We start from the raw sequence: 26,953 nt of genomic DNA on the forward strand, positions 1-26,953 counted from the left end.
AAAAGAGGCGCGCGGCTATGCAAGCATGAAGTGTTGTGTTTTGTGGTGAAGCCGAACGGATGAGCCGGGGGGCGGGGAGAAGCGTCCGCCTCACACAAGCGCGTGTCCAGGTTCGGACGCGGCCACGATTTCTTCGGTCGGGGATACCGTACGCGGAGGAGCCGCCGTGAAACGTCTCGACACGCCCAACCCCCTGACGCACAATCCGGACGCGGCACTCTTCCCGCTGTCCGCGGCGCAGCGTGCCACGTGGTTCGCGCAGCAACTCGAGCCCGCGGTGCCGATTTCGATCGCGCAGTACGTGGAGCTGCACGGCGACCTCGACGTCGACCTGTTGCGGAGGGAAACCGTCGCCGCCGGTCGCGAATTTCAGTCACCCTTTCTGAAGGTGGTCGAGGTCGACGGCCGGCCGATGCAGTACGTGGACCACACGACCGACACGTCGATCGCCTTCCTCGACTTCCGCGGCGAGAACGACCCGGTCGCGGCTGCCCACGACTGGATGGACAAGGACTACCGAACCCCCCTCGATCTCGAGGCCGATCGACTGGTCGAGACGTCGATCTTGTGTGTGGGCGAGTCGCATTACCTCTGGTACAGCCGCATCCACCACGTCGCCCTCGACGGATACGCCGCCATGACGATGCTCAGCCGCATCGCGCACCGGTATTCGGCCTCGGTAAGCGCGCGGGAGCCGGACCAGAGCCGGGCAGCGACCCTGCGCGAGCTGTACGACATCGATGCCCGCTACCGATCCTCGGATCGGTACACGGCGGATCGGACGTACTGGGCACAACGCATCGAGGCCGTAGAGGGATCGACCCTGGCCGAGCGGCCCGCGCCGGCAGTGGCCAGGAGCAAGGTCGAAAGCGCCGTGCTGTCCGAGGCGGCGACTACCGGCCTCCACGGGTCCGGCAGGCGGGCAACGGCGGCCGCCGCAGCCACTATCATCGCCGCATTCGCCTGCTACCTGTCGCGCCTGACCGGTAAAACAGATGTGCTCGTGCACGTTCCCCTGTCCGGCCGGACCACGTCGTTGCTGCGCAATTCCGGCGGCATGATGGTCAATGTCGCGCCCCTGTCGATCTCGGTCGAGGAAGGGGACACGGTCGGGGCCCTCGTGTCGCGGGTTCAGCGTGAACTGATGGGAGCGCTGCGCCATCAAAGGTGCAGCATCGACGATATTCGCCGCGACATGAGCGCGAGCAATGCCACCCGGCTGTACGGGCCCATGGTCAACGTCATGCTCTTCCCGCACGACGTCCAGCTGGGCGACTTGGTGGGCGAATACCACATCGTCACATCTGGCCCGGTGGAAGATCTGCTGGTCAACGTGTATTCGAGCGGCACGCCGGCAGACGTCTCCGTCGATTTCCGGGCGAATCCGGATCGGTACGAGGACGCGGCGCTGCGCACGCATCACCGGCAATTCGTCGAGTTGCTCGAGGAGTTCATCGCGGCCGACACGGACGTGTCCCTGTCGACCGTGCACTGCGCGACCGCCCGCATAGGCGAGCGACTACGCCTCGAAGCGGGTCACCTCGAGTACTGGACAGCACGGCTGTCGGATCTTACCGAGGTGCTGAATCTGCCCTCCGATCGAACCCGGCCCGCCGTCCAATCCCTGCGGGAAGACCGGGTGGGACTCCCGATCGGTGCCGAAACACATCGCCGGGTGGTCGCGCTGGCATCGGAGCACGGTACGACAACCTTTCCAGTGCTGCACGCAGCCCTGGCAGTTCTCCTGAGCTGGCTTGCCGGTACCTCGGATGTGGCCGTCGCTACGACTGCCGCCGCGGACGGCGGCAGGAACATCGTGGTGCTGCGGACGCGCGTTCGACCGGACCTGGCCTTCACCGCACTGCTCGACCACGCGCACCAGGTGGAAGAGGAAGCCTTCCACCATGGGGACGTTCCGTTCGAGCAGGTGGTGCGGGCGCTCGAGATCGGCGACTCCGCGGCGTATTCGCCGATTGTCCAGGTCCTTCTCGAGCATCGCGACGATCCGGAGGGTGTCCGGCCCGAGACCGGCCGATTCGACCTTCGGGTGGCGACGGAAGAATTCTTCGACGCCGACGGCACTCCGTCCGGAATCACGGTGAGTCTCGGATTCGCCACCGATCTGTTCGACCCGGAGACGGTCGTCGGGTTCGGAATGCGATTTCGGCGCATCCTGGAGACGGTCGCCGCAAACCCGGAAACAGGTGTCGGCGACATCGATATTCTCACCGACCCCGAACGCGCCACTCTCGTCCCCGTATCGGGAGTGCCGGGTCGATCCGAACGCACGCTGCCCGAAATCTTCGACATGGCAGCAAGAAATAATCCTGACGGCATCGCACTCACCTTCCGCGGCGTCGAAGTGACATATCGAGAATTGGACGAACGCTCCAACCAAGTGGCGCGGGTCTTGATCACACGTGGGATCGGTCCGGAGAACGCTGTCGCGCTGGGCTTGCCGCGCTCGATCGAGTCGGTTCTGTCGATGCTGGCGGTAGCGAAATCGGGCGCGGCATTCGTGCCGGTAGACCCGAACTATCCGGCCGAGCGCATCGTGCACATGCTCACCGATTCCGGGGTCGCCGTGGGTGTGACGGTGTCTGCCGAGCGATCCCGACTGCCCGATTCGATTCCGTGGCTGTTACTCGACGACGCCGAGTTCCGCACCTCCGGTGCGGCTTTACCGGTATCCGCCGTCACCGACGACGAACGGGTGCGACCGCTGCGCATGGAGAACGTGGCCTATCTGATCTATACGTCCGGTTCGACGGGACTCCCCAAAGGAGTGTCGGTCACCCACGGTGGCCTGGACAGCTTCGCGGTGGAGCAGCGCCTCCGATTCGGAGCGACGCAGACCTCACGGACCCTGCATTTCTCCACACCGAGCTTCGACGCGTCCCTGTTCGAGTATCTCCAGGCCTTCGGTGCCGGTGCCACCATGGTGATTGTTCCGCCGAAGATATACGGCGGCACCGAGTTGGCCCGGATCCTGAAACTCGAGCGAGTCACTCACGGGTTCATCACTACCGCTGCGCTCGGATCGATCGACCCGGACGGACTCACCGACTTCCAGGACGTGGTGTTCGGCGGCGAGATGTGCCCGCCGGAACTGGTGAAGCGGTGGGCCCCGGGCCGCAGGTTGTGCAACGCATACGGACCGACCGAGACCACCATCATGGCGAACATCAGTGAACCGATGTCGCCTGCGGGAGCGATTACCCTGGGCGGTCCGCTCCGCGGATTCCACGAGGTGGTCCTCGATGCGCGGATGAAACCGGTACCGATCGGAGTGGCCGGGGAACTCTACCTCTCGGGTGACGCGCTGGCGCGCGGCTATCACGGCAAGCCGGCGCTGACCGCGGAACGCTTCGTCGCCAATCCTTTCGGCGACCCTGGCCGTCGGATGTACCGAACCGGAGATGTCGTACGGTGGCGGGCCGATCACACGATCGAGTACGTGGGTCGCAGCGACTTCCAGGTGAAGATCCGTGGGTTCCGTGTGGAACCCGGCGAGATCGACACGGTACTCCACACTCATCCATGGGTGAGAACTGCGGTGACGATACCGCGGACCGCGCCGTCCGGTGACACCGTCCTCGTGTCGTATGTACTGCCGGTTCCCGGCCGGCGGCTCTCGACTGCCGATGTGATGGACTATGCCCGAAAGCAGCTGCCGCCACACCTCGTTCCATCCGCGTTCATGGTGCTGGACGAGATGCCGTTGACGCGGGTGGGAAAGCTCGACCGTGCGGCGCTGCCGGCGCCGGAATTCGGCGGCGCGGCCACCGAACGTCGTGCACCGGCGAATCCGGTGGAGCAGACTGTCGCGCAGGTATTCGTGGACGTGCTGGGAGTGGAGCACATCGGCGTCGACGAAGACTTCTTCGATCTCGGCGGAAACTCCCTCGTGGCAACCAAAGTAATCGCTCGCGTCAATGCCGCACTGAGCGTCGACCTCGGTGTCCGGGACCTTTTCGAGGCGCCGACGGTGAAAAAGTTGGCAGGGCGGATCGAGCCTGCGGACGTGCGGAGAATCGACCGCCCGAGTTTGGTCGCACGCGAGCGTCCGGACCGTATACCCCTCTCGCTTGCGCAGCAGCGCGTGTGGTTCATCAATCAGTTCGACCCCTCTTCGCCTGCATACAACATTCCCATGGCGGTCCGATTGTCGGGCACCCTCGACGTGGAGGCACTCCGGGCCGCCGCCGAGGATGTCATCGAACGACACGAATCCCTGCGCACCAGGTATCCGGACTCGGCAGCAGGACCGGAACAATCGATCGGGACTGCGCCGCAGGTGGTTCCCGACCTCACGCCGAGAGTCGTCGACAACGAGCACGAGGTTCGCGAACACATTGCCGCGCTGATTCACCAGGGCTTCGACGTCCGCGGTGAAGTACCCGTGCGTGGTGCACTGCTGCGAACCGGCCCCGACGAGCACGTCCTCCTTCTCGTGGTCCACCACATCGCCGCCGATGGCGCTTCGCTGGCACCGCTGGCACACGACCTGATGGTGGCGTACTCCGCGCGAGTTCGCCAGCAGAGGCCGGACTGGCTCCCACTCCCGGTTCAGTACGCCGACTACAGCCTGTGGCAACGGGCGGTCCTCGGCAGTGATCAGGACCCCGAGAGCGTGATGTCGGCGCAATTGGACTATTGGAAGAAGACACTCGCCGGCCTCCCCGACGCGATAACCCTTCCCTTTGATCGTCCGCGACCCGCGAACCGGACGCTGCGAGGCGACACTGCCCCGTTCTCGGTGCCTGCGGAACTGCATCGCGAGCTTTTGGTGCTCGCGCGTCAACATGACGCGACCATGTTCATGGTGATGCACGCGGCTCTGGCGGTGCTGGCGGCGCGGCTGAGCGGATCCGACGACATCGCGATCGGGACGCCGATCGCCGGACGCGGCGAAGCAGCGCTCGATGACCTGGTGGGGATGTTCGTCAACACGTTGGTTTTGCGAACCACCGTGGATTCCGGAATTACGTTCGACGACATGATTTCCCGTGCACGGAACGCCGACCTCGGAGCGTTCGGGCACACGGAAGTGCCCTTCGAGAGTGTCGTGGAGGCGCTCGATCCCGGCCGGTCGACCAGCTATTCACCCCTGTTCCAGGTTATGTTGGAATTCCGGAACACAGCGACGGCTCACCTGGAGCTGCCGGGCCTGACCGCAGAGGTCATCGAGGTCGACACCGGTGTGTCGCAGTTCGATCTGCAGTTGACGCTCGCGGAGCGCTATGACGAATCCGGCAGTCCCGCAGGTATCTCCGCAGCTTTCACGTTCGCGACGGATGTCTTCGACCGGCCGACGGTGGTGGGTTTCGGGGAGCGTTTCCTCCGAGTTCTACGGGCTGTGGCGGCGGATCCGATTGCGGCACTGGGCACTATCGACATTCTCGCGCCGGGTGAGCGGGAGTTGGTGTTGGGGGGGTGGAATGCGACGGGGTGTGTGGTTTCGGGGGTGTCGTTGGTGGGGTTGTTCGAGGAGCGGGTGGGGTGTGTGCCGGATGCGGTGGCGGTGGTGTCTGGTTCGGTGGTGTTGTCGTATGGGGAGTTCGGTGTGCGGGTGCGTCGGTTGGCGCGGTTGTTGATGGGGTTGGGGGTGGGTCCGGAGTCGTTGGTGGGGATTGCGGTGGGGCGGTCGGTGGAGTTGGTGGTGGGGATTTATGCGGTGCTCGAGGCGGGGGGTGGGTATGTGCCGGTGGATGTGGATCAGCCGGTGGAGCGGGTGGAGTATGTGTTGGGTGTGGCGGCTCCGGTGTTGGTGTTGAGTACGTCGGTGGATCGGGTGGGGTTGCCGGGTTCGGTTGTGGTGGTGGAGTTGGATGTTGTTGATGTGTCGGGGTTTTCGGGGGAGCCGATTTCGGATGGGGAGCGGTTGGGGGTGTTGCGTGGGGAGAATCCGGCGTATGTGATGTTCACGTCGGGTTCGACGGGTCGGCCGAAGGGGGTGGTGGTTTCGCATGCGGGGATTGTGAATCGGTTGTTGTGGATGCAGGGGGAGTATGGGCTGGGTTCGGATGATGTGGTGTTGTTGAAGACGCCGGTGACGTTCGATGTGTCGGTGTGGGAGTTGTTCTGGCCGTTGTTGGTGGGGGCGCGGTTGGTGGTGGCGGAGCCGGGTGGGCATCGTGATCCGGCTTATCTTGTGGATGTGATCGTCGGGAATGGGGTGACGACGGTGCATTTCGTGCCGTCGATGTTGGCGGTGTTTGTTGCGGAGCCGGCGGTGGCGCGGTGTGTGAGTGTGCGGCGGGTGTTCGCGTCGGGGGAGGCGTTGTCGGCGTCGGTGGCGTCGAGGATGCGGGGGTTGGTGCCGGGTGTGCGGGTGCATAACTTGTATGGGCCGACGGAGGCGTCGGTGGATGTGACGTTTCATGAGGTGACCGATGCGGATGTGGTGGGGGTGCCGATCGGGGTTCCGGTGTGGAATACGCAGGTGTTTGTGTTGGATGGGTGGTTGCGGCCGGTGCCGGTGGGGGTGGTGGGGGAGTTGTATGTGGGGGGTGTGCAGTTGGCGCGGGGGTATCGGGGTCGGGTGGATTTGACGGCGGATCGGTTTGTGGCGAATCCGTTCGGGTGTGGTTCGCGGTTGTATCGGACGGGGGATCGGGTTCGGTGGTTGTCGGGTGGGGAGCTCGAGTATGTGGGTCGGGTGGATTTTCAGGTGAAGTTGCGGGGGCAGCGGGTGGAGTTGGGGGAGATCGAGGCGGTGTTGTTGGGGTATGGGGGTGTGGCGCAGGCGGTGGTGGTGTTGCGGGGTGGGTCGGGTGGGGAGTTTGTGGTGGGGTATGTGGTTCCTGAGTGTGGGGTGGTGGTGGAGGGTCGGGCGGTGGTGGAGTGGGTGGCGGGGGTGTTGCCGGGGTATATGGTGCCGTCGGTGGTGGTGGTGCTCGAGGAGTTGCCGGTGACGGTGAATGGCAAGCTCGACCGGAAGGCCCTCCCCGAACCCGACTTCGGCGCCGAGATGCTCGGATACGTATCTCCCCGTGGCGCTTTCGAGGAGATAGTGACTGCGATTGTCGCTGACCTGCTCGGAATTCCGCGGGTAGGAGTGAACGACAACTTTTTTTGCCATTGGCGGAAACTCCCTGACGGCCACTCGCTTGGTGGCGCGCGTCAATGCCGCTGTCGGAAATCGGATCAGCGTTCGCGACGTGTTCGACGCCCCCACCGCGGCCGGTCTGGCGATGCTGGCGCAGTCGCACGAAGGGCGTGAATCTCGCCCGCCGCTGAAGGCGAGGGAATGCGGTGCGGAAGTTCCCGTGTCACCCGCCCAACAGCGGATGTGGTTCATCAACCAATTCGACACCTCCTCGTCCGCATACAACGTGGCGTTTGCGTTGAGGCTGGACGGTGAACTCGACATACCTGCGCTCCAGGCGGCGGTCGCCGACGTGATCGAGCGGCACGAGGCCGTGCGCACCCTCTTCCCCCTCACCGACCACGGACCGCGTCAGGTGATCGTGCCGACGACGAGCGCGCTGCCCGACCTCACTCCGGTCGGTGTGACGGGAGAGGCCGAACTCCGTGCACGTGCCCTGCGGGTGCTGTCCGAGGGATTCGACGTGACGCAGCAAGTTCCATTGCGCGCGAGCCTTTTCCGGCTCGACGAGAATGCGCACGTGCTCGCGGTGGTCGTGCACCACATTGCGGCCGACGGCTTCTCGATGTCTCCGCTGGCCCGCGATGTCATGGATGCATACGTGTCGAGAGCGGATGGGACCGCGCCGGATTGGGCCCCGCTACCCGTGCAGTACGCCGATTACACGCTGTGGCAGTACGAGTGGCTGGGCTCGGAGGCAGAGGAAACCTCACCGATGTCGAGACAGCTCGGCTATTGGACCACCGCGCTGTCAGACCTGCCCGAAGTACTGGACTTACCCACCGACCGTCCCCGCCCTGCTGTCCGATCACTTCGCGGCGGACGCGTCGAGTTCGAGATCGCTCCGCAGATTCACGCCGGCGTGGTCGCGTTGGCGCGGCAACACACCACGACGGTGTTCATGACGGTGCATGCCGCGCTGGCGATCTTGTTGGCACGACTGAGCGGGTCCGACGACATCGCCGTCGGGACGCCGATCGCCGGGCGTGGCGAGCGTGAACTCGACGACATGGTGGGGATGTTCGTGAACACGCTCGTCCTCCGCACCCGAGTCGACGGCGGCATCACCTTCACCGAGTTCTTGGACAATGTTCGGGAAACCGACCTCGGTGCCTTCCTGCACGCCGATATTCCGTTCGAACGCGTGGTGGAGGCAGTGAGTCCGTCCCGCTCGACGGCCTACTCACCGCTGTTCCAGGTGATGTTCGAATTCCAGAACATCGAGCGGCCCACGCTGGAACTTCCGAATCTGCGGGTGCGGAGCATCGATGTGGCGATCGAGACCGCAAACTTCGACCTCCAGTTGACGCTGGCCGAGAACCTGGACGCGGATGGCAACCCCGGTGGGATCACCGCGGGACTCGGTTATGCGACCGACCTCTTCGACGAGGCTACGGTGGCCGGGTTCGCGGAACGACTCCAGCGCATCCTCGCGACCGTCACGGCCGGCCCGGACACCCCGGTCGGTGACATCGACATCCTCGGCGTTCGCGAACGCGCCGACCTGATCCCGGTGACGGGCGGTGCGGCGGGTGCAGCGCGGACGCTGCCGGAACTGCTCGCGGCGGCCGTCGCCCACGATCCGGACGCCGTCGCATTGGTCTTCGAGAGTCGTCACGTGCGTTACCGCGAACTCGATGAGCGTTCGAATCAGCTGGCTCGAGGTTTGATCGAGCGTGGGGCCGGGCCGGAAACCGTGGTGGCCGTGTGCGTGCCCCGCTCCGTCGAGTCCGTTCTGGCCGTGTGGGCGGTGGCCAAGTCGGGTGCCGCGTTCCTTCCGGTGGACCCCCAGCACCCGGCAGCGCGCATCGAATACATGCTCACCGACTCCGGGGCCGTGTTGGGTGTGACGACCTCGTCGCACCGCAGCGCACTGCCCGGCGGGGTGCCATGGGTGGTGGTGGACGAAGCGGACGGGCTGTCGACGTACCCGGCGTCGGCAGTCACCGAGGACGAGCGGACTTCGCCGGTCCGGCTCGACAATCCGGCCTACCTGATCTACACCTCGGGGTCGACGGGCCGACCCAAAGGCGTGGTGACCACGCATCGCGGCCTGGCAGATTTCGCCCTGCAGGAGCGGAAGACCTTCGCCACGACGGCCGCGTCCAGAGTGCTGCATTTCGCGTCACCGAGCTTCGATGCCTCCGTACTGGAATTGCTGTTGGCCGTCGGGGCGGCCGCCACCATGGTGATCGCACCACCGACCGTGTACGGCGGCGCCGAACTGACACAACTCCTAGAAGCTGAGCGGGTGACGCATTGCTTCGTCACCCCGGCCGCGCTGGCGTCGGTTGATGCCGCTGAACTCACCGACCTCGAGTGCGTGGTCACAGGCGGCGAAGCGTGTCCCCCGGAACTATGTGCGCGGTGGGCACCGGGCAGGCGAATGTTCAACGCGTACGGTCCGACCGAAGCGACAGTCGTGTCCAGTATCAGCGACGTCCTGTCACCGGGGGCGCCGGTCACCATCGGCGCGCCTACTCGTGGCTTCTCCGAGGTGGTGCTCGACTCGCGTCTGCAGCCGGTCCCGGTAAATGTGCCCGGGGAGTTGTATCTCGCAGGCGCCGCCCTCGCGCGCGGTTATCACCGGCGGATCACTCTGACGGCCGAACGCTTCGTCGCCGATCCCTTCGGCCCGGCGGGCAGCCGGATGTATCGCACCGGGGATCGGGTGCGTTGGACGCGGGACGGCCAACTGGAATACCTCGGCCGCAACGACACCCAGGTGAAGATACGGGGCTTTCGCATCGAACTCGGTGAGGTCGAGTCGGCCCTGCTCGCCCACGACGATGTGGCCCAGGCCGTCGCGAGCGTGCGGAACGGGGGCGGCAGTGGTGATCGGCTGATCGGTTACCTCGTGCCGGAATCCGGCGTGTCGATCGACCCGAGGGCGGTGCTCGACTTCGTCGGTGGCCGGTTGGCGTTGTATATGGTGCCGGCCGCGCTGGTCGTGCTCGACTCGCTTCCGCTGACTGTTCACGGAAAGCTCGATCGCACAGCACTTCCCGCCCCCGATTTCGGAGCCTCGATGCCGCAGAGCCGGCCGCCGCGGACGGAGACGGAGGAGCTTCTCGCGGGACTGTTCGCGGATGTTCTCGGGATCGACTCGGTAGGTGCCACGGCCGATTTCTTCGCGCTCGGCGGCGACAGCATCATGTCGATACAGTTGGTGGCCCGCGCCAAGGCCGCCGGGGTAATCCTCTCTCCCCGAGACGTGTTCGATCGCAGAACGGTGGCCGGGCTCGCGGAGGTGGCGCGATTGGAGGACGGCCGCCCGATCGCGCTCGATGAGATGCCGGGCGGGGGCGTCGGCACCCTGCCCTTGACGCCGGTGGCGCGCTGGTTGATCGAGCGCAGCGGCGGCCGACTCGACAGGTTCTCCCAAGCGCTGCTGCTGGCCGCCCCCGCCGGTCTCACCCGGGACATTCTCGAGGGTGCCGTGGACGCGGTGCTGGATCGGCACGACATGCTCCGGGCACGATTGCTCGCCGACGACCAGGTTATGGAAGTGCTCCCGTCGGGAGCGGTGCGGGCGCAGGGGTTGGTTCGCCACATTCCGGTCGAGACGGTCGACGGGGACGGCTTCACAGCGCTCGCGGCCGCAGAACTCGATGCTGCGGCCGACCACCTGGATCCTGCCGGCGCAGCCATGCTGCGGGTGGTGTGGTTCGACGTTCCGAACGGCGTCGGGCGACTACTCGTGGTGGTCCATCACCTCGCGGTCGACGGTGTGTCGTGGCGCATTCTCGTCGCCGACCTCGCGTCGGCGTGCACTCAACTTCAGGCGGGCGCGACTCCTACTCTGCCGGAGGTAGGAACGTCGATGCGGCGGTGGTCGCACGGCCTGCGCGACGCGGTGCCGCAACGAATGCCGGAACTGCCGATGTGGGAGAGAATTCTCGACGGTCCCGATCCGTTGATCGGTTCGCGCCCGCTGAACCCCGAAGTCGACGTTGCCGCGACCGTGAACACGGTCACCGTCGACGTGCCGTCGAGCGTGACCGCCGACCTGCTCACCACGCTTCCGGCGGCCTTCCACGGCAGCGTCGGCGACGGGTTGCTGACCGCGCTGGCGTTGGCACTGACCGCCTGGCGAGGTGAACAGGGTAGTGCCGCAGCGGACACCGTGATCACACTCGAAGGGCACGGACGCGAGGAGCACGTCGTCGCGGGCGCGGATGTGTCCCGCACCGTGGGCTGGTTCACCACTGTGTACCCGGTGAGAGTGGACCTCACCGGGATCGATGTCGACAACGCCCTGACCGGAGGCCGCGCGGCAGGGCAGGCAGTCAAGGCGGTCAAAGAACAGTTGCTCGCCATTCCGGATCATGGGATCGGATTCGGAATGCTGCGGTACCTGGATGAAGACACGGCAAGGACGCTTCGCCGGTTCCACTCTCCCCAAGTCAGTTTCAACTATCTGGGCAGGGTCGTCACCACAGGCGGAACGGAGGACTGGCTCCCGGTGGAGAGCACGCTCGGCGGAACCCAGAACACCGACATGCCCGTTGCATCCGTTCTCGACATCAACGCCGTGGTCGACGACCGCCCCGACGGCCCCCGCCTGAGGGCGACGATCGCCTATCCCCGCGGCACACTCGACAACGCCGACGTCACGGCCTTCGCGAATCTGTGGCGCAACGCGCTCGGCGGACTTGCGGCGCACTCGGCCCGGCCGGGAGCGGGCGGGCTGACACCGTCCGATGTGCCGCTGGTGCCGGTCAGCCAGCAGCAGATCGAACGCTGGGAAGAGCGGTTTCCGGCGCTGCGGGACGTGTGGTCGTTATCGCCGCTGCAGTCGGGATTGCTCTTCCACGCGTCCCTGGTCACCGACAGGGTGGACGTCTACACGGCACAAATGCGGATCGACCTGGAGGGGACAGTCGACGCCGAGCGTCTGCGGGCTGCCGCGGCCGGACTGCTGGCGCACCACTCGAACTTGCGGTCCGCGTTCGTCTACGACGACGACGGGGTTCCGGCGCAGCTGGTGCTCGATGCGGTGGAGGTGCCCTGGCGGGAGGTGGATCTGACCGGACACGGGCCGGAGGCCGCCGCGGAGTTGACACGCCTCCTCGACGAAGACCGCAGCGCCAGGTTCGATCTCGAAGCACCGCCACTCGTACGATTCATGCTGCTGCACACAGGTCCTGGGAGCTACGTGCTCACCATCACCAACCATCACATCGTCCTGGACGGCTGGTCGATGCCGCTGCTGGTGCGAGAATTGCTCGTGCGTTACGCCGATGACCGCCCGGATATCCTGCCGGAGGCACCGTCGTACCGCACCTATCTGGAATGGGTAGCGAACCACGACCGGGAGACATCGGCTCGGGCCTGGGAGCAGGCCCTCGACGGCGTCGAGGAGCCGACACTGGTGGTGCCGCTCGCGTCGGCGACGCAGTACGGAGTGCCCGGCGAGGTCGACGTCGACCTGCCCGCCGATGTGATCGCCCCGCTGGCGGCGGTGGCACGGCGCCTCGGCGGCACGATGAACACGGTGATCCAGGCGGCGTGGGGAGTGTTGTTGTCGCGGTTGCTCTCCCGCGACGACGTGATCTTCGGCGCCACGGTCTCGGGCCGACCCCCGCACCTACCCGGTGTCGAGAACATGGTGGGATTGTTCATCAACACCCTGCCGGTGCGAGTACGGGTGAACCCGGCGGAAACCATCGCGGAACTGCTCGACCGCATGCAGGGGGAGCAGACTGCCCTGCTCGATCACCACCACGTCGGGCTCGGTGAAATTCAGCAGCGAGTCGGTCTGGGAACCCTGTTCGACACGCTGTCGGTGTTCGAATCGTATCCGATCGACACGTCCGGCTTGGGCGAGGACACCGACATCGCAGGCATGCGAGTGACGGGCGTCGATGCCCGCGACGCCACACACTATCCCCTCACCCTGATGACAAGTCTCGAGCCACAACTGCGGCTGAGCCTTCGCTACCAGGCCGATGCCATCGACCACGAGACGGTCACCCGAATGGCGGGGCGACTGAGCGCAATTCTCGGCACTATCTCCCGGGACGTCGACACTCTGGTAGGCGACGTCGATCTCTTCGCGCCGGGTGAGCGGGAGTTGGTGTTGGGGGGGTGGAATGCGACGGGGTGTGTGGTTTCGGGGGTGTCGTTGGTGGGGTTGTTCGAGGAGCGGGTGGGGTGTGTGCCGGATGCTGTGGCGGTGGTGTCTGGTTCGGTGGTGTTGTCGTATGGGGAGTTCGGTGTGCGGGTGCGTCGGTTGGCGCGGTTGTTGATGGGGTTGGGGGTGGGTCCGGAGTCGTTGGTGGGGATTGCGGTGGGGCGGTCGGTGGAGTTGGTGGTGGGGATTTATGCGGTGCTCGAGGCGGGGGGTGGGTATGTGCCGGTGGATGTGGATCAGCCGGTGGAGCGGGTGGAGTATGTGTTGGGTGTGGCGGCTCCGGTGTTGGTGTTGAGTACGTCGGTGGATCGGGTGGGGTTGCCGGGTTCGGTTGTGGTGGTGGAGTTGGATGTTGTTGATGTGTCGGGGTTTTCGGGGGAGCCGATTTCGGATGGGGAGCGGTTGGGGGTGTTGCGTGGGGAGAATCCGGCGTATGTGATGTTCACGTCGGGTTCGACGGGTCGGCCGAAGGGGTGGTGGTTTCGCATGCGGGGATTGTGAATCGGTTGTTGTGGATGCAGGGGAGTATGGGCTGGGTTCGGATGATGTGGTGTTGTTGAAGACGCCGGTGACGTTCGATGTGTCGGTGTGGGAGTTGTTCTGGCCGTTGTTGGTGGGGGCGCGGTTGGTGGTGGCGGAGCCGGGTGGGCATCGTGATCCGGCTTATCTTGTGGATGTGATCGTCGGGAATGGGGTGACGACGGTGCATTTCGTGCCGTCGATGTTGGCGGTGTTTGTTGCGGAGCCGGCGGTGGCGCGGTGTGTGAGTGTGCGGCGGGTGTTCGCGTCGGGGGAGGCGTTGTCGGCGTCGGTGGCGTCGAGGATGCGGGGGTTGGTGCCGGGTGTGCGGGTGCATAACTTGTATGGGCCGACGGAGGCGTCGGTGGATGTGACGTTTCATGAGGTGACCGATGCGGATGTGGTGGGGGTGCCGATCGGGGTTCCGGTGTGGAATACGCAGGTGTTTGTGTTGGATGGGTGGTTGCGGCCGGTGCCGGTGGGGGTGGTGGGGAGTTGTATGTGGGGGTGTGCAGTTGGCGCGGGGGTATCGGGGTCGGGTGGATTTGACGGCGGATCGGTTTGTGGCGAATCCGTTCGGGTGTGGTTCGCGGTTGTATCGGACGGGGGATCGGGTTCGGTGGTTGTCGGGTGGGGAGCTCGAGTATGTGGGTCGGGTGGATTTTCAGGTGAAGTTGCGGGGGCAGCGGGTGGAGTTGGGGGAGATCGAGGCGGTGTTGTTGGGGTATGGGGGTGTGGCGCAGGCGGTGGTGGTGTTGCGGGGTGGGTCGGGTGGGGAGTTTGTGGTGGGGTATGTGGTTCCTGAGTGTGGGGTGGTGGTGGAGGGTCGGGCGGTGGTGGAGTGGGTGGCGGGGGTGTTGCCGGGGTATATGGTGCCGTCGGTGGTGGTGGTGCTCGAGGAGTTGCCGGTGACGGTGAATGGCAAGCTCGACCGGAAGGCCCTCCCCGAACCCCACTTCACCACAGCGGGGTATCGCGCTCCCACGACACCCGTGGAGCAGTCTGTCGCCACAGCTTTCGCTGACGTCCTCGGTGTCGACCGCGTCGGCGCGGACGACAGCTTCTTCGCTCTCGGTGGCGATTCGCTCAGTGCCACCAGGGCGGTGGCCCGCATCAACAGCGCGCTGGAGACGACACTCGCTGTGGGCGTGCTGTTCGACAACCCCGTGGTATCCGACCTGGCCGATCGGATCGGGCCGACCCTGCTGACGAAATCCGCCACCCCGGAACTGACCGCGAGGCCGCGGCCCGATCGGCTTCCCCTTTCTCTCGCGCAACAGCGTATGTGGTTCATCAACCAGTTCGACACCTCCTCACCGGCCTACAACATTCCGGTCGCGCTACGACTGGATGGCGTGATAGACCTGCAGGCTCTCCGGGCGGCACTCGGTGACGTCATCGAACGGCACGAGACACTGCGTACCGTGTATCCCGGTTCTGCCGAGGGACCCCATCAGGTCATCGTCGAGCCGAGAACCGCGGTCCCCGAACTAGATTCGACCCCCGCTGCCGAACGGGACCTTCGAGATCTCCTCGCCACCTTCTTCAGCAGGGGATTCGATGTCACCGAGGAACTTCCCATCCGGGTGACGCTGGTGAGCCTCGCTCCTGAGAGGTACGTCCTCGCCCTCGTCGTACATCACATTGCAGCCGACGGCTTCTCGATGACGCCCCTGGCGCGCGATGTGATGCTTGCCTACACCGCCCGCAAACAACAGCGCGCGCCCGGCTGGGCACTGCTGCCCGTGCAGTACGCCGACTACAGCCTGTGGCAGCGCGAGGTCCTGGGCACCGAAGACCAGCCCGAGTCGGTGCTGTCGGAGCAACTCGGCTACTGGATCCGGACGCTGTCGGGCAGCCCGGAGGTTGTGCCGTTGCCCCTGGACCGACCGCGACCCGCGCAAAGATCCTCGCGGGGTGCCGTCATCACCAGCGACATCGCGCCTACCGTGCATTCCGCCATGCTCGACCTTGCACGCCATACTCGTTCGACCCTGTTCATGGTGATGCACGCGGCCTGGGCAGTGCTGCTCCAACGGCTGTCGGGCTCACACGACGTGGTGGTGGGAACGCCGATCGCGGGCCGCGGCCACCGGGCGCTCGACGATGTAGTGGGGATGTTCGTCAACACGCTGGTGCTCCGCACGTCGGTGCCGTCAGGGGCGTCGTTCGCCGACGTACTCACCGAGGTGCGCACGGCAGACCTCGGCGCATTCGAGCACGCGGACATCCCCTTCGAGCGGCTCGTAGACGAATTGGTGCCCGAGCGGTCCACTGCGCACACACCCCTGTTCCAAGTGCTCCTGGAGTTCCGGAACGACACGCGCGTACGTCTGGAACTGCCGGGGTTGGCAGTCGAATCTCTCGACGTCGATCTCGAAGTGGCGCAATTCGACTTGCAGCTGAGCCTGGCAGAGCGGCTCGACGAGAACGGGATGCCGACCGGGATCACCGCCGGATTCCGGTACGCGACCGACGTGTTCGATCGGACATCGGTCGAGCGTCTCGCGCAGCGCTTCCTCCGTGTGGTCGAGACCGTGTCGGCAGACCCGACGGTGCTCGTGGACGACATCGATCTCCTCCACCCGGCCGAGCGCGAGTTCGTACTCACCTCCGCGCATCGACCGGCACAGCACGTCGCGCCGTCGACGTTGGCGGACGTTCTCGACCGTGCGGTGGCCGCCGCCGGCGATGCCGTCGCCGTGCGCTGTGACGGCTCGTCCGTGACCTACCGGGAACTCGACGACCGGGCGAACCGGCTCGCGAGACTGCTGGCCGACCAGGGCGCGGGCGCGGAAACACTCGTGGCCGTGGTCATGACGCGGTCGGTCGACTTGGTGGTTGCGCTTCTGGCGGTGGTGAAGTCGGGCGCCGGGTACCTCCCGGTCGATGTGACCTCTCCTCCGGAGCGGCTGACCTTCCTGCTGAGCGATGCCCAGCCGAGATGTGTACTCACCACCACCGCGGACGCACCGGTTGTCGATACTGCCTGCGCCCCCGTCATTGTCGTGGACGACCCCGACACCCTGACCGCGGTGCAACGCTTCTCGCCACTGCCGATCACGGATGTCGACCGGTGCAGCCCGCTGCACCCGGACTCGGTGGCGTACGTGATCTACACGTCGGGCTCCACCGGACGGCCGAAGGGAGTGCAGGTCTCGCATCGCAACGTGGTTGCCTTGCTGGCACAAACCCAGTCGCTGTTCGGTTTCGGGCCCGAAGACGTGTGGACCATGTTCCATTCCGCCGCGTTCGACTTCTCGGTGTGGGAAATGTGGGGAGCGTTCGCGCACGGTGGCCGGCTGGTACTGGTGGACTACTTCACCGCGCGCTCACCCGAGAAGTTCCTCGAACTCCTACGCGGCGAATACGTCACAGTCCTGAACCAAACTCCCACTGCCTTTTACCAGTTGGCAGAGGCGGATCGTCTGGCCGGTGGTCCCGCACTGTCCCTCCGGTACGTGATCTTCGGTGGGGAAGCCCTCGAATTCGCGCAACTGCAACGCTGGTACGCACGCCGGGACGACACCGCGCCGGTTCTGGTCAATATGTACGGCATCACGGAAACGACGGTGCATGTCAGCCACCTGCCGATCGACCGGGACACCGTGACGGAGCAGCCCGCATCCGTGATCGGCCGGGGCCTACCCGGGCTGCGCGTCTACGTCCTCGACGACCGGCTGCATCCGGTGCCGCCGGGCGTGACCGGGGAACTTTACGTCGCAGGGGAACAGGTGTCGCGCGGATACCTCGGACGTCCCGCCCTCACGTCCGCCCGGTTCGTTCCCGACCCCTTCCTGCCGGAGTCCCGGATGTACCGGTCCGGTGACCTCGGCAGGTGGAACCGCGACGGGCAGCTGGAGTACCTCGGCCGCAACGACCTCCAGGTGCAGATGAAGGGTTACCGGATCGAACTCGGCGAGGTGGAGTCGGCACTCCTCGCGTGTGAAGGAGTGGCGCAGTCTGCGGTGACGGTGCACGGGAGTCGATTGGTGGGGTACGCCGTGCCGGAGACCGGCGTATCGATCGACCCGGCGGTGATCATCGACGCAGCCGCAGAGAGGCTGGCTTCGCACATGGTGCCGGCAGCAGTGGTGGTTCTCGACGAGATGCCGTTGACGGCGAACGGCAAGCTCGACCGGAAAGCTCTGCCCGAACCGGACTTCGGTCAACAAGTCACCACGAGTCGTACCCCCATCACCGAGACCGAGCGCATTCTCGCCGGCCTGTTCGCCGAGGTCCTGGGCCTCGACATGGTGGGCGTCGACGACTCGTTCTTCGCCATCGGTGGCGACTCGATCATGTCCATCCAGCTGGTCACCCGCGCCAAGGCAGCCGGGGTGGTGATCTCGCCGCGAGACGTGTTCGAACGCAAAACGGTTGCGGCTCTGTCCGAGATCGCCGGACAGGGTGACGAGACGGTTGTCCTCGAGGAGCTGCCCGGTGGCGGCGTCGGGGAGATTCCGTTGACCCCTATCGTGCGTTGGCTCCTCGGCCGAGGCGGAGATTTCCGGCGTTACTCGCAGACCGCACTGTTCACCGTGCCCGCGACCTTGGATGAGGACACCCTGACGCAGGCCGTCCAGGCCCTGCTGGATCGGCACGACCTCCTGCGGTCGCGTCTGTACCGCACCTCGCACACCGAAGAAGGCTGGTCGATGGAGGTGCAGGCCGAAGGGGCGGTGCGGGCGGCCACGCTGGTACGCCGGGTGCCGGTGGACCGTGTCGACGTCTCCGATCTCGCCGCGAGAGAACTCGACGCGGCCCTCGATCGGCTCGACCCCGAAACGGGCGTGATGATGCAGGTGGTATGGCTCGACGCGGGTCGCCGGGGGGATGACCGGTTGCTGATCGCCGTCCATCATCTGGCGATGGACGGAGTGTCCTGGCGGATCATGATCCCGGACCTCGCCACGGCGTGCGCGCAACTGCAGTCCGGCGCGACACCGGTGCTGGAGCCACCGGGAACGTCGATGCGCCGATGGGCGTACGCACTCGCCGACGCCGCGCACGAGCCTCGTCGAACAGCCGAACTCGAACTGTGGCAACGGATACTGGACGCGCCCGACCCTATCCTGGGCGCACGCCCCGTGGCCGAATCGGACACCGCCCTCACCGCCGAGGACGTGGAAGTGCACCTTCCGGCCCCGTTGAGCGAGACACTGCTGACAACCGTGCCACAGGCATTCCACGGCAGCGTGGGAGACGGGCTGTTGACGGCGCTGACCATGGCGCTGATCCGGTGGCGGCGACACCGGAGGATCGATGTCGAGGACGCCTTGGTGAATCTCGAAGGCCATGGCCGTGAAGAGCAGGTGGTGCCCGGGGCAAATCTCTCCCGTACGGTCGGATGGTTCACCACCATCTTCCCCGTACGTTTCGATCTCGGCGGCGTCGATCTCGACGACGCGTTCGCGGGAGGCCCCTCCGCAGGAGCTGCGGTGAAGGCTGTCAAGGAAATGCTCCTCGCCGTACCCGACCACGGCATCGGCTTCGGACTGCTCCGCTACCTGAACAACGAAGCTGCCGAGACACTTTCACGACTGTCGCCGCCGCAGGTCAGTTTCAACTATCTCGGCAGAATGGGCGGAACTGCTCCGGAGAACGCCGAGGGATGGGTGCCCGTCGACGAACCTGCCCTACGCGAGAAGGCGGCTGCAGACCTACCCGTCGCGGCGGTCGTCGACGTCAATGCGATGACCATCGACGCGGGCGAAGGCCCGCAGCTGAAATCCACGTGGAGTTACCCGCCGGGCGTCCTCACCCGCGACGAGGTCGACGAACTCGCGCAACTGTGGGTACAGGCACTCGCCGCCCTCGGTGCGCACGTCGAGTCGGGCGGCGGCGGCTTCACGCCATCGGATTTCGATCTCGTCGAACTGGGGCAGGATGCGATCGAGACCCTCGAACGTCGCTGCCCCGACCTGACCGACGTGTGGCCGCTGTCGCCTCTGCAATTCGGCATGCTCTTTCAGGCCGAGCTTGCCGACGCCTCCGTCGATGCCTACCTGGTGCAGATCGGTCTCGACCTTCGCGGTGAGGTGGATGCATCTCGCCTGCGTCGCGCCGTCGCCGCTCTGGTCGACCGACACGCCAACCTGCGCACCGCTTTCCTGCACGACGCCGAGGGCAACACCATGCAAGTCGTCCGGCGACACGTCGAGGTGCCCTGGCGTGAGGTCGATCTGACCGCGCTCGACGACACCGCGGCGGCGTCCGAGATCAGACGACTCGAGGCAGAAGACAGGATCCGCCCGTTCGACCTGACCTCTGCCCCGCTGATCCGCTTCACGCTGATCGCGTTGGCACAGAACCGATACCGGCTGGTGTCGGCCAACCATCACATCCTTCTCGACGGCTGGTCGATGCCGCTGCTGATCACGGAGTTGCTGACGCTCTACGCCACCGACGGTGACCCGTCACCCCTCCCACGTGTGCGCGGCTACCGCGACTATCTGGCGTGGATGAAGCACCGGGATCTCGAACCCTCCCGGGCGGTGTGGGCCCGGGCTCTGGCGGGGGTGGAGGGTCCGACACTGTTGGCAGCCCGGTCGAGCGGAGCGGCGGGCAATTCAGCTACAGCGAGGGGGATTGGATCGGTCGAACGTGGCCGACAGCTGTCCACCATTCCGCAGGAGTGGGTGTTCGATCTGGACGAGGACGAGACCACCCGCCTGCGCGAGCTGGCGCGTTCTCGCGGGGTGACGATCAACACTCTCGTCCAGGTGTGCTGGGGAATTGTGCTCGGTACGTCGACCGGCCGCGACGACGTACTGTTCGGTGCCACCGTCTCGGGGCGGCCTCCCGAGCTGGCGGGCATCGAGACGATGATCGGCCTGTTCATCAACACACTGCCCGTCCGGATCGAGCTGCGTCCCGAAGAATCGATCGGTGCGCTCCTCGAACGTGTCCAGGCCGAGCAGGCGGCGTTGCTGGATCACCACTACCTGGGTCTGGCCGAGATTCAGCGCGCTGCGGGGCCCGAGGTCGGCTTCGACACCTTGACCGTGTTCGAGTCGTACCCGGTCGATCGCGCCGGGCTGTCGACCGACACCGATATCGCGGGGATGCGCGTGGCGGGGGTGGATGCGCACGATGCCGCGCATTACCCGCTGAGCCTGGTGGCGTCTGTCGACACTCGTCTGCACTTGAAGTTCGAGTACCTGCCCGACGTCTTCGCGGCGGACGCAGTCGAAGGCATCGCCGGGCGTGTGCAGCGGGTACTCGACGCCTGCACCCGGCCGGAACAGCCCTTGGCTGCGCTATCGCTGCTCACCGACGACGAAAGCGCCGAACTGGTTCCGGTCCAAGGTCGTCCCGGCGGGTCGGCCCGCACTCTGCCCGAAATTTTCGCCGATGCCGCCGCGCTCGATCCGGACGCGATCGCACTGTCCTTCGAGGACGAACACATGAGCTACCGCGAGCTGGACGAGCGGTCGAATCGTGTGGCCCGCGCACTCATCGTCCGCGGTGTCGGACCGGAGAGCTTCGTGGCCATCGGAATACCGCGGTCCCTAGACTCCATGCTGTCGGTATGGGCGGTGGCGAAGACGGGAGCGGCGTTCGTGCCGATCGACCCCAGCTACCCCGACGAGCGCATCACGCACATGCTCACCGATTCCGGAGCCGCACTCGGCTTGACCACCACGCAGCATCGTGGCCGCCTCCCCGGCACCGCGCACTGGCTGATACTGGACCACCCCGACTTCACAACCGAATGCGCCGATTGTTCGGGGGCGCCGGTCACCGCAGTCGAGCGGACCGGTCCAATCATGGTGGACACCGCCGCGTATCTGGTCTACACCTCAGGGTCCACGGGCGTGCCCAAGGGTGTCCTCGTCACCCATCGTGGTCTCGACAACTTCGCCCTCGATCAACTCGAAAGGTTGAGCGCAACAGCGCAATCGCGCACACTGCACTTCTCGACGCCCAGCTTCGACGGTTCGGTATTCGAGTATCTGCAGGCCTTCGGGGCCGGCGCGACGATGGTGATCGCGCCGCCCACGGTGCTCGGCGGCGAAGATCTGGCACGGTTCCTCGCGGAACGGGAGGTCACCCACGCGTTCATCACCACCGCGGCGCTGGCGTCACTCGACCCAGCCGGGTTGGATCACCTGGCGGACGTGGTGTTCGGCGGTGAAGCGTGCCCACCTGACCTGATCGCCCGCTGGGCACCGGGCCGTCGGCTGTACAACGGGTACGGGCCGACCGAGACGACGATCATGTCCAACATCAGCGAACCGCTGGTACCGAGCGGTCCGATCACCATCGGCGGCCCCATCCGCGGCGTGACGGAACTGGTACTCGACACCCGACTGCAACCGGTCCCGGTAGGAGTTCCCGGCGAACTGTATCTCGCCGGCGCAGGTCTGGCCCGCGGCTATCACCGCCGACCGGCGCTCACCGCCGAACGGTTCGTTGCCGATCCCAGCCGACCCGGCGAAAGGATGTACCGCACTGGGGATATCGTGCGGTGGACGGCCAACCACAGCATCGAGTACATGGGCCGCAGCGACTTTCAGGTCAAGGTTCGGGGGTTCCGCATCGAACTCGGCGAGATCGACGCCACCCTCATGTCGGAACCGGACGTCGGGTTCGCGGCCACGATCGCGCACCGCGGTCCCGCCGGTGACACGCTGCTGGTGTCCTACGTCGTGCCGGCGGCGGGTCGCGTCCTCCACAGTGCCGTGCTCACCAGGAGTCTGGAGCGCCGTCTACCGTCGCACATGGTGCCGTTCTCGATCGTGCCGCTGGATCGAATCCCGTTGACGGCAGTCGGCAAGCTGGACCGCACGGCACTGCCAGAGCCCGACTTCCTTTCCACGACAGGTCCCTACAGGCCGCCGGCCGACCCGATCGAGGAAGCGGTAGCCGACGTCTTCGCGGACGTACTCGGACTAGGGCGGGTGGGTGCCGATGCCGGGTTCTTCGACCTCGGCGGCAATTCCCTGAGCGCGACCCGCGCGATGGCCCGGTTGCGGGCGTTGCTCGGCATCGACTGTGGGGTCCGTGACCTGTTCGAGGCGCCCACCGTGGCCGCGCTGGCCGCACGGATCGAGCACGCCGGTGCGCGGCAGTCCGAACGCCCGGTGCTCGCACCCCGCACGCGACCCGAGAACATCCCGCTGTCGTTCGCTCAGCAGCGCATGTGGTTCGTCAACCAACTCGACACCACCTCGGCCGCCTACAACATCCCGATCGTGGTCCGACTGAGCGGTGCGCTCGACGTGCGGGCACTGAGCCCGGCGATCACCGACGTCTTTGCCCGCCACGAGTCCCTGCGAACGACGTTCCCGATCGGCGAGGACGGGCCCGTCCAACGAATTCTGCCCGCCGAGAGCGCAGCGCTGACACTGATCCCGGTCGCCGTGGTGGACGAGCATCATCTGCGCGAGAAGCTGTCCCGGCTGGTGTCGGCGGGATTCGATGTCACCGCGCGGGTGCCACTACGGGTGCGCCTGTTCTCGCTCGCCGCCACCGAGCACGTGCTTGCCGTTGTGGTGCATCACATCTCGGCGGACGGGTTCTCGATGGTCCCGCTGGTGCACGACGTGATGACGGCATACGAAGCTCGTGCCCGCGGCGACGCGCCCGCGTGGGCACCGCTGCCGGTGCAGTACGCCGACTACACCCTGTGGCAACGGGAATTGCTGGGCTCGGCCGACGACCCCGAGTCGCTGATCGGGACGCAGCTCGCCTACTGGAAAACCGTGCTGGCAGGAACACCGGACCTCCTGGAACTGCCCACCGATCACGACCGGCCGCCCCAGCAATCCTTCCGCGGTGCCCGCGTCGGCTTCACTGTCGAGCGGGGCCTTCATCGACGGATCAAAGAACTGTCGCGGCGCCTTCGCTCCACGGAGTTCATGACCGTCCATGCCGCACTCGCCGTGCTGCTGTCGCGGCTCGGCCGCACCGACGACGTGGTGATCGGAACGCCGATCGCCGGGCGCGGAGAACCCGCGCTCGACGATCTGGTCGGCATGTTCGTGGGCACGCTCGCCCTGCGCACGCAGGTCGATGCCGCAACGTCCTTCACCAGCCTGGCCGCCCAGTGCCGTGACGTCGACCTCGGTGCCTTCACCCACGCCGACGTTCCCTTCGAGCGCGTGGTGGAGGCAGTGGGTCCGACTCGATCGACGGCGCACTCACCGATCATCCAGGTCTCCCTAGAGTTCCAGAACAACGAGCAACCAGTGTTGACACTGCCGGATCTGGAGGTCCGTGCACTCGACCCCGAACTCGCCGTCGTCAAGGTGGATCTCGAATTCCTCCTGGCCGAGAAGTTCGACGCGAACGGTGCACCCGCAGGCATGGATGGCGCCGTCGATTTCGCCACCGATCTCTTCGATGCCGGCACCGTCCGAGGTTTTGCCGACCGGTTCCTGCGGATTCTCGACGCTGTGGCCGAGAACCCCGACCGGCCGGTCGGCGACCTCCCGCTCCTCGACGAGGTGGAGACGCGGGCGCTGGTCCCTGCCCGCGGTGCACCCGACATGCGCCCGGAACTGTGGCCCGACCTGCTCACCGCTGCCGCCGCACTCGACCCGGATTCGGTGGCGCTGTCCTGCGAGGGCAGGCACGTGCGTTACCGCGAACTCGACGAGTTGTCCAACCGGTTGGCCCGCGTCCTCCGGAGCAGTGGGGTGGGACCGGAGACCTTCGTCGCGCTCGGAATGCCCCGCTCGATCGAGGCCGTGGTCTCGATCTGGTCGGTCACCAAGGCAGGCGCGGCCTTCGTGCCCGTCGATCCGGCCTACCCGCGCGAACGCATCGACTTCATGCTCACCGACTGCCGAGCCTCGTTGGGCCTCACCGTGCGGGCTCACCGAGCCACTTTGCCGGACACTGTTGCGTGGCTGGTGCTGGACGACGAAAACGTCACCGAGCAGGTGGCGGCGGAGTCGTCCGCGCCGCTGACAGATGAGGACCGGACGAGCCGGCTGTTGCTCGCCCATCCGGCGTATCTCATCTATACCTCTGGTTCGACGGGGAAGCCGAAGGGCGTCGTGGTCACTCACCAGGGTATGGCCAACTTCACCGCGGAAACGCGCGACTGCTTCGAGGTCACGCCCGAGGCAAGGGTGTCGCATCTGGCGTCCCCGAGTTTCGATGCGTCGGTGTTCGAGCTGATGATGGCGTTCAGCGCCGGGGCGCGGGTGGTGATCGTGCCGCCCACCATCGTCGGTGGCAGCGAACTGGCTCATCTGTTCCGGCGCGAGCGTGTCACCCATGCCACCATTACACCCACCGCGCTGGCGGCGCTCGACAACGACGAACTCCACTCGCTTCGTGTCCTCGACCTGGTCGGCGAGGCATGCCCGCCGGAGGTCGTCGCGCAGTGGGCGCCGGGTCGCAGCCTGCACAGCGGGTACGGACCCACGGAAACCACCATTCAGGCGAGTGTCAGCGCCCCGATGCATGCCGGTGAAGGGGTGAACATCGGCGGGCCGGCGGTAGGACTTGCGTTCCTGGTCCTCGACGAACGACTGCAACCGGTGCCCGTCGGCGTGCACGGCGAGTTGTACATCGTCGGGCCGGGTATGGCACGCGGGTACCACAACCGGGTGGCGCTCACCTCCGAACGGTTCGTCGCCTGCCCCTTCTGCGAGCCGGGGTGCCGGATGTACCGGACCGGCGACGTGGTGCGCTGGCGTAAGTCGGCGAGTCCGGCGACGGGGGATGTCACACCGCACACCCTGGAGTACATCGGGCGCAGCGACTTCCAGGTCAAGGTCCGCGGCTTCCGCATCGAACTCGGCGAGATCGACGCCGTGCTCGCCCGCCATCCAGCGGTCGCGTTCGCTGCCACCATCGGTCACACAGCTCCCTCGGGCGACGCCGTACTCGCCTCGTATGTGCGGGTACAGGACGGACAGGAGGTGCGGCCCACGGAATTGCGCACCTACGCGTCCGAGCGCCTGCCCGCACACATGACTCCGGCCGCGGTGATCGTCCTCGACGAAATCCCGATGACCCCTGTCGGCAAACTCGACCGAAAAGCGCTGCCCGCACCAGAATTCGGTTCCAGTGGAGCGACGTTCCGGGCACCGGCCACGGACACCGAACGCGTGATCGTGGAAGCGTTCGCCGAGGTACTCGGCGTGGAGCGGGTCGGCGCCGCGGACAGCTTCTTCGACCTCGGCGGTAACTCCCTCCTCGCCACCCGGATCGTCAGCGCCCTCGAGGCCAGACTGGAGCGGACGGTTCCGCTGCAATGGATGTTCCTCGACCCCACGCCTGCGGGGATCGCCCACCGTCTCGAACTGCCGGCCCGGGCCACCGGGGTGGAAGAGGCACTCGCCGTCGTGATTCCGTTGCGGGCGCAGGGAAGAGGTACCCCGTTGTTCTGCGTGCACCCGGGAATCGGGCTTTCGTGGGGCTACGCCGGCCTCGTCCGGTACCTACCGCCGGACCGGCCGGTGTACGGACTGCAGCTTCCCGCAATCAGCGGTGAGCCGTTACCCGAGTCGATCGAACAACTCGCCCGCCGCTACGTCGACGAGATCAGGACGATCCAGCCCGAAGGTCCCTACGACCTGTTGGGCTGGTCGCTCGGCGGGGTCATCGCACATGCCATGGCCGTCGAACTCCGGGCCTCGGGGGACGAGGTGGCCACCCTGGCCCTCATGGACAGCTACCCCGAGGACGGACAGCAACCCGCAGTCGGTCAGCTCGACCTGCGGGAGCTGCTCCGGGGCCTCGGCGTGGAGACCGACCTGTCGGACAACCAGCTCACCTACGAGCGTGCGGCCCAGTTGCTCGGTGAAACATTCGGGGCCGAAGCCGGCGTCACCGCAGAGCATCTCGAACGGATCGCTGCGGGGTACGAGAACTCCAAGCGTCTCGGGTACCGGTTCGTTCCGCGGGTGTACGACGGCAACGTGCTCTTCTTCCCTGCCATCCGCAACGGAGACGGCGGCGCCCGCGCGCGGTCCGCCGAGGAGTGGCGGTCGCTCGTGACCGGCCGGATCGACGAGCAACCCGTCGATTGCGGGCACAACGACATGATCGAACCGCAATCCCTCGCCGTCATCGGGCCCGTCCTGGCACGCTCGCTCGAGGTCCGTGATAGGTGACCCGGCCAGGGCGGACATGGGCCTGCTTCCCTGAATCGGCCCGACAGGAGTAGTCTGACCTGCGGTCTGCAGAGTGCAGTCGCCGCTCACGTCTGTGAGCCTGTCGAG

General features: G+C 66.2%; 1 pseudogene. It reads left to right on the plus strand.

Annotated elements, in window-relative coordinates:
- Nucleotides 1-166: 166 nt before the first annotated feature.
- Nucleotides 167-26,845, plus strand: a pseudogene (locus HYG77_RS20565) (non-ribosomal peptide synthase/polyketide synthase).
- The last annotated feature ends 108 nt before the right edge of the window (nt 26,846-26,953 follow it).

The organism is Rhodococcus sp. ZPP, from assembly GCF_017656075.1.
In the GTDB taxonomy this organism is placed as follows: Bacteria; Actinomycetota; Actinomycetes; order Mycobacteriales; family Mycobacteriaceae; genus Rhodococcus_F; species Rhodococcus_F oxybenzonivorans.